The organism is Butyricicoccus sp. (genome assembly GCF_050872565.1).
Classification (GTDB): Bacteria; Bacillota; Clostridia; order Oscillospirales; family Butyricicoccaceae; genus Butyricicoccus_A.
In genome coordinates, this window is record NZ_JBNMHC010000110.1 from 1 (window position 1) to 6,475 (window position 6,475).

Annotated in this window: 8 protein-coding genes; all 8 read left to right on the forward strand. The window is 53.7% G+C overall.

Going from position 1 to position 6,475, the window contains the following annotated elements; genetic code table 11:
* A partial coding sequence (locus ACR0P9_RS06050) for a 4Fe-4S dicluster domain-containing protein (RefSeq protein WP_432618278.1) occupies positions 1-463 on the forward strand: 463 nt, incomplete at its 5' end.
* A gap of 14 nt (positions 464-477) precedes the next feature.
* On the forward strand, positions 478-1,470 hold the full coding sequence (locus ACR0P9_RS06055) for an RnfABCDGE type electron transport complex subunit D (protein WP_432618280.1): 993 nt from the start codon (positions 478-480) through the stop codon (positions 1,468-1,470).
* 3 nt (positions 1,471-1,473) lie between these two features.
* Entirely contained in the window at positions 1,474-2,061 is a 588-nt protein-coding gene (locus ACR0P9_RS06060) for an RnfABCDGE type electron transport complex subunit G (protein WP_432618282.1), read from the forward strand.
* Between the two features lie 12 nt (positions 2,062-2,073).
* Positions 2,074-2,664, forward strand: coding sequence for an electron transport complex subunit RsxE (rsxE, locus tag ACR0P9_RS06065; protein ID WP_432618284.1), 591 nt, complete (start codon positions 2,074-2,076; stop codon positions 2,662-2,664).
* A 6-nt stretch (positions 2,665-2,670) separates the two neighbouring features.
* Positions 2,671-3,258, forward strand: coding sequence for an electron transport complex subunit RsxA (gene rsxA / locus ACR0P9_RS06070; RefSeq protein WP_432618286.1), 588 nt, complete (start codon positions 2,671-2,673; stop codon positions 3,256-3,258).
* Between the two features lie 34 nt (positions 3,259-3,292).
* A complete protein-coding gene (locus ACR0P9_RS06075; RefSeq protein ID WP_432618288.1) occupies positions 3,293-4,219 on the forward strand; it encodes an RnfABCDGE type electron transport complex subunit B in 927 nt (308 codons plus the stop codon).
* Positions 4,220-4,262: 43 nt separating this feature from the next.
* Positions 4,263-5,618 (forward strand): putative glycoside hydrolase, encoded by a 1,356-nt coding sequence (locus ACR0P9_RS06080; protein WP_432618290.1) that lies wholly within the window; start codon positions 4,263-4,265, stop codon positions 5,616-5,618.
* Between the two features lie 158 nt (positions 5,619-5,776).
* Positions 5,777-6,454, forward strand: a complete 678-nt coding sequence (locus ACR0P9_RS06085; protein WP_216470157.1) for a response regulator transcription factor — start codon at positions 5,777-5,779, stop codon at positions 6,452-6,454.
* The last annotated feature ends 21 nt before the right edge of the window (positions 6,455-6,475 follow it).

The following is a 6,475-nucleotide window of genomic DNA, read 5'->3' on the forward strand; positions in this document are numbered from 1 at the left end:
GAAGAACCTGGAAGCACGCACCGGCACCCTGATTACCGAGCTGATCGACGCTTGCGGCGGCTTCAAGGCTGCTCCGAACAAGCTGCTGGCTGGCGGCCCGATGATGGGTAACGCACAGTTCACCACCGACGTTCCGGTACTTAAGGGCACCAACGCATTCCTGGCTATGGCTGGCGATGAGGATAAGCGTGTCAAGAACCCGACTTGCATTCGCTGCGGCCGCTGCGTAGGCGTCTGCCCGATGCATCTGACTCCGGTATACATGAACATGTATGCAGCAAAGAACGATCTGGAAGGCTGCGAGGAATATGATGTCCTCGACTGCATCGAGTGCGGTTCCTGCGCATATGTATGTCCGGCACGAATCCCGCTTGTACAGCAGTTCCGCGTTGCAAAGATGCGCGTACAGGAAAAGCGCAGAGCTGAAGCAGCTGCTGCCAAGGCTGCGGCTGAGAACAAGTAAGGAGGGTGAATGGCATGTACGATTTTAGTAAAGTAGTAATTACATCCTCCCCTCATATTAAGAGCAAAGAGGATACCAAGTCGATTATGCTGGACGTGCTCATTGCACTGATCCCGTCCCTCGCTGTATCGACGTATGTATTTGGACTGCGTGCCATCCTGATGACCGCGGTTTCCATCATTGCCTGCATGGTATTCGAGGCAATCTACGACAAGATCGTAGGCAAGGAGAATACCGTTATGGATCTGTCCGCAGCCGTTACCGGCGTGCTGCTGGCATTCGTTTGCCCGGTAACGCTTCCGTACTGGATGCTGATTATCGGCGACGGCATCGCAATCATTTTTGCTAAGTGCATCTTCGGCGGCCTTGGCAAGAACTTCATCAACCCGGCTCTCGCAGGCCGTGCATTCCTGCTGGCTTCCTGGCCGGTAGCTATGACGACTTGGGTTGCAGCTCGCGGCCATGTGGCTCTGGGCTCCACCGCAGACGTTGTTTCCACCGCTACCCCGATGGCAATCCTGAAGGGCTCCGCTGAGGGCGACCTGCCGAGCGTGCTGAGCGTATTCCTCGGCGTAACCGGCGGCTCCATGGGTGAAGTTTCCGCTATCGCTCTGCTGATCGGCGGCATCTATCTGCTGGTTCGTAAGGTTATCACCATTCAGATTCCGGCAGCTTACATTCTGACCGTTGCTGTTCTGGCTGTTATTTTCCCGGCTGAGGGCTATGGTCATCTGGAGTACATGCTGTACGCTATCTTTGGCGGCGGTCTGATGCTCGGTGCTATCTTCATGGCTACCGACTACAGCACCACTCCGGTTTCCAAGAAGGGTCAGATCGTATTCGGCATCGGCTGCGGTCTGCTGACCACCATGATTCGTTTCTTCGGCGGCTATCCGGAAGGCGTTTGCTACTCCATCCTGCTGATGAACACCACGGTATGGCTGATCGATAAGTACACTCGCCCGACCAAGTTCGGTGCACCGGCAAAGCAGAAGAAGGAGGGCTAATCCATGGCTGGCAAGCAGAAAAATGAATTTGTACAGCTCGGCGGCATCCTTTGCGCCATCACGCTGGTAGTCGCTCTGGCTCTCGGCGCTGTTAACGCAGTAACCGAAGGCCCGATTGCTGAGCAGAACGCACAGAAGATCAAGGATTCTCTGGAGAACGTTATGCCGGGTGCAGAGTCTGAGCAGATCGACGTTCCGGAAGGAACCACCGTTACCACCGAGACCAAGAACGCAACATCCGTTACGATTCTGTCCGCATACAAGATGACCAAGGACGGCGCTGACGCAGGCTACTGCGTAGAAGTTGGCCCGACCGGCTTCGGCGGCGCAGTAGATACCATGGTTGGTATCGATGGCGACGGCAATGTAACCGGTATTTCGGTTATCTCCGCTTCTTCTGAGACCCCGGGTCTGGGCGCACGCTCCACTGAGCCGGAGTTCCAGGCACAGTTCGCCGGTCAGGTAGGCACAGAAGTTGCCGTTACCAAGGACGGCGGTTCCATCGATGCACTGACCGGTGCTACCATCACCTCCCGTGCAGTATCGGAAGGCGTTGTTGCAGCGGCTCAGTTCGCTGCTGAACAGGGTTAAGGAGGCCTAAACATGAGTTTTACAAAAAGTCTGAAGGAAGGCCTGGTTACCAATAACCCGGTACTGGTTCAGCTGATCGGCATGTGCCCGACGCTGGCAACCTCGACTTCCTTGACAAACGGTGTCGGCATGGGTCTTTCCGCGACTGCCGTACTGATTTGTTCCAATATCGTAATTTCCCTGCTGCGTAAGATCATCCCGAGCAAGGTTCGTATCGCAGCATACATCACCGTTATCGCGGGCTTCGTAACCATGGTTGACCTGCTGCTTCAGGCGTTTATCCCGTCTCTGTCGGCATCCCTGGGTACCTTTATCCCGCTGATCGTAGTTAACTGTATTATTCTTGGCCGTGCAGAGTCCTTTGCATCCAAGAATTCCGTTGGTGCATCCGCAGTGGACGGCCTCGTTATGGGTCTCGGCTTTACTTTCGCTCTGATCCTGATGTCCGTGGTTCGTGAGCTGCTGGGCGCTGGTACCATCGGCGGCGGTGCAATCACCGTATTCAGCCAGCCGGCTACCATTATGATCCTGCCGGCAGGCGCATTCCTGACCCTCGGCTGCATCATCGCTGTTATGCAGAAGCTGCTGAAGAAAGGAGAATAATGCATCATGCTGACATCTATTTTATCCATTTCGCTTGGTGCGATTCTGATTAACAACTTCATCATGTCCCAGTTCCTTGGCTGCTGCCCGTTCTTCGGCGTATCCAAGAAGATTGACACTGCTGTTGGCATGGGCATGGCCGTAACCTTCGTTATGGGTCTGGCTTCCGCAGTAACCTATCTGATTAATACCTTTATTCTGGTTCCGCTGGGTCTGGAATTTATGCAGACAGTCGCATTCATTCTGGTCATCGCAACCCTCGTACAGTTCGTTGAGATGTTCCTGATGAAGTCTATGCCGGCGCTGTATCAGGCGCTGGGCGTATTCCTTCCGCTGATTACCACCAACTGTGCCGTTCTGGGTGTCGCACTGCAGAACGTACAGAACAGCTACAACTTCATTGAGTCCGTTGTCTACGGCATCACCGGCGGCATCGGCTTCACGCTGTCCATCGTGCTGTTCGCTTCCATCCGTGAGCGTCTCGCTGCATCCGCAGAGTGCCCGAAGTGCTTTGAGGGCTTCCCGATTGCACTGATCTCCGCTTCTCTGATGGCAATGGCATTCCTTGGCTTCAGCGGCATGAAGATTTGGTAAACCCGACTGTCGAAGAATAAGGAGTGAATAACAAATGATGACGATTGTTTATGCAGTGCTGGCACTGGGCATCATGGGTCTTCTCTTTGGCCTGGTCCTTGCATTCGCATCCAAGATCTTTGCGGTCGAGGTCGATGAGCGTATTCCGGCGGTACAGGAGTGCCTGCCGGGCGCAAACTGCGGCGGCTGTGGTTACCCGGGCTGTAACGGTCTGGCAACTGCAATTGTTGAAGGCAAGGCACCGGTTAACGGCTGCCCGGTCGGCGGCGCAGCAGCAGCAGAAAAGATCGCAGCAGTTCTCGGCGTAGAAGTAACCGAGAGCGAAAAGATGGTAGCTCATGTACATTGCTCCGGTACTTGCGAGAACGTCAAGAACCGTGCACAGTACGAGGGCATCACCGACTGCCTCGGTGCAATCCGCGTAGCAAACGGCTTCAAGGACTGCGCATTTGCTTGTCTGGGTCTGGGCACCTGTGAGAAGGCTTGCCCGTTCGATGCCATCCATGTCGTAGACGGCGTGGCAAAGGTAGACGAAGACAAGTGTGCAGCATGTTCCAAGTGTGTATCCGCTTGCCCGAAGCATATCATTTCTCTGGTTCCGCAGGCAAACCCGATCCGTATCGACTGCTCCTCCAAGGCGAAGGGCAAGGAAGTTATGGATGCTTGCAAGGTTGGCTGTATCGGCTGCGGTCTGTGTGCAAAGACCTGTAAGTTCGGTGCCATCACCATGGAAGGCAACCTGCCGGTAATTGATTACACCAAGTGCAAGAAGTGCCAGATGTGTGCAAAGGCTTGCCCGCGCCACATCATCGAGCCGTGGAACACCCCGGAAAAGGTAAAGGAGCTTGCTGAGATCAAGGCAAAGCAGGCTGCTGCCAAGAAGGCAGCTGCAGAAAAGGCTGCCGCTGCTAAGAAGGCTGCTGAGGAAGCAGCTGCAAAGGCTGAGACAGAAGAGAAGTAAGTTCGCTTCTGCTCTGAATTTTTGAAACAAGAAGGAGACGCTCATGAATCACAACAGCAAACACAGTCATTCCCGCATCCGCCGCACGGTGGCAGCTGCCTTGATTGTGGCAGCGCTGGTTGTATTCGTGGGCGTCTTTCTGGTTTTCCAGTGTCTGTCTTTTGACGAGAACGGTGCCCATGTCGTAGATCGCTACGGCATTCTTGCGATGGAACAGAATGCAAACCAGCCGAAAAAAACTGCGGCAGGCAGCGGCAGCGGCAGCGCACAGCCAGCGAAGACTGCTAAGAAAAGTTCCAGCAAGACGCTGCGCGGCGCGATGCTCTCCGCAACCAGTTTGTCGGATGCTGACACGGCAGAGAAGCTCATTCAGCTGGCAGAAGCCGGAAAGCTCAACACGGTCATTGTCAACATCAAGGACGATGAAGGCAAGCTGAATCTTCCGGTAGAGACGGACGCGGTGACGGATGTTGAGGATTTGCAGGAGAAAAACGCCAAGAAACTGGCGCAGATCATCAAGAAGCTGAACAAAAACGGCGTACATGTCGTGGGACGCATTTACTGCTTCCAAGACGAAGCGGCATCCAAGCAGAATTCCGATCTGTCCATGCAGTATCAGAATGGCGGCAGATGGAGCGACTATAACAGTGCCCATTGGCTGGATCCGACCAATCCGGATGTTGTGACCTATCTGTGCGACATCGCGCAGAGTGCTGTAGATGCCGGATGCGACGAGATTTTACTGGATTCGTTTACCTTCCCGCTTCGCGGACATATTGACCGCATTGCGTTTATGGATGAGCCGGAGAGTCAGAGTGCCGCATTGCTTGCTGTGATGCAGGACATACAGGACACGGTGGGCGACAAGATTGGCATCAGCTTGACGGCATCCGATGCCTCTGAGCTGGTTACGCAGTCGGAGACCGCCGCAGAGGACGGCATCAAGCTCGGCAGTGTGAAAAAGCTGCTCAACGCGGCGAACCGTGTCTATGTGCCGGTGGGCTCCAACAGCGCAAAGACTGCCATCGCAACGGTGCAAAAGACCGCCTCCAAAGCGCAGGTTGTTCCCATCTTCACGCGCATGACAGATTGGAGCGAGTATACAGACAATGCGGTAATCAACGCAGTCAACGCGACGGATGCAGCAATTGCTGTGTTTGGCGGAGATCGAACCGCGAAGTCGTATGACGGCGGAGATCAAAAGACAACAACGCGTCGTTCATCCTCCCGTTCCAGCTACAGGGAAGATGAGGATGACAGCGAGGATGAGGAAGAAACCGTCAGCAGCTCTCGAAGCTCTCGCAGATCGTATACTTCCGATGAGGATGATGAAGATTCTGATGACGATTCCAGCTCTAATTCCGATGACGACTCGAGCTATGATTCTGACGAAGAATAACGGTATACACTGGAAAATTCCGGCTTTTGCCGGAATTTTTTTGTGTCTTTTTTGCATAGTTTTACAGAAATGTAATGAATTGATTGGACAAATGCCGTATAATAAAAGAAGTATGGTTGACAAAGCATGAAAAACTCCACGAAAACAGGAGGTCAAATATGAGCAAGAAAATTTTGATTGTAGAAGATGACGGCAATATTCGGGAGCTGCTGCGCCTGTATTTGGAGCGCGAGGGCTACGAAATCACCGAGGCGGCAAACGGAGAAGAGGGTGTCGAGCTTTGGCGCAAAATCAATCCGGATATGATTCTACTCGATGTCATGATGCCGATTATGGACGGCTGGCAGGTGTGCAAGATCATCCGCAAGGAGAGCAAGGTGCCGATTATCATCATGACCGCCAAGGGCGAAACCTTTGACAAGGTCAACGGTCTGGAAATGGGTGCAGATGATTACATCGTCAAGCCACTGGAGATGCGCGAAGTCATTGCCCGCGTGCGTGCGATTTTCCGCCGACTGGCACCGGAAGACAGCGGCAAGATCTCGTTTGATAAGCTGACGGTGGACAAGCAGGCATACGACCTGATTGTAGACGGCAAGCGCGTTGATGCACCGCCGAAGGAGATTGAACTGCTGTATTTTCTCGCATCTAACCCAAACCGCGTATTCACGCGCGCCCAGCTGCTGGATGATGTCTGGGGATTTGATTACTTTGGCGATACTCGTACCGTCGATGTCCATGTCAAGCGTCTGCGCGAAAAGCTGGAAGGCGTCAGCGACAAGTGGGATCTCAAGACCGTATGGGGCGTTGGCTATAAGTTTGAGACCAGAGACTGATGAAAAATCTGTTTATTAAGA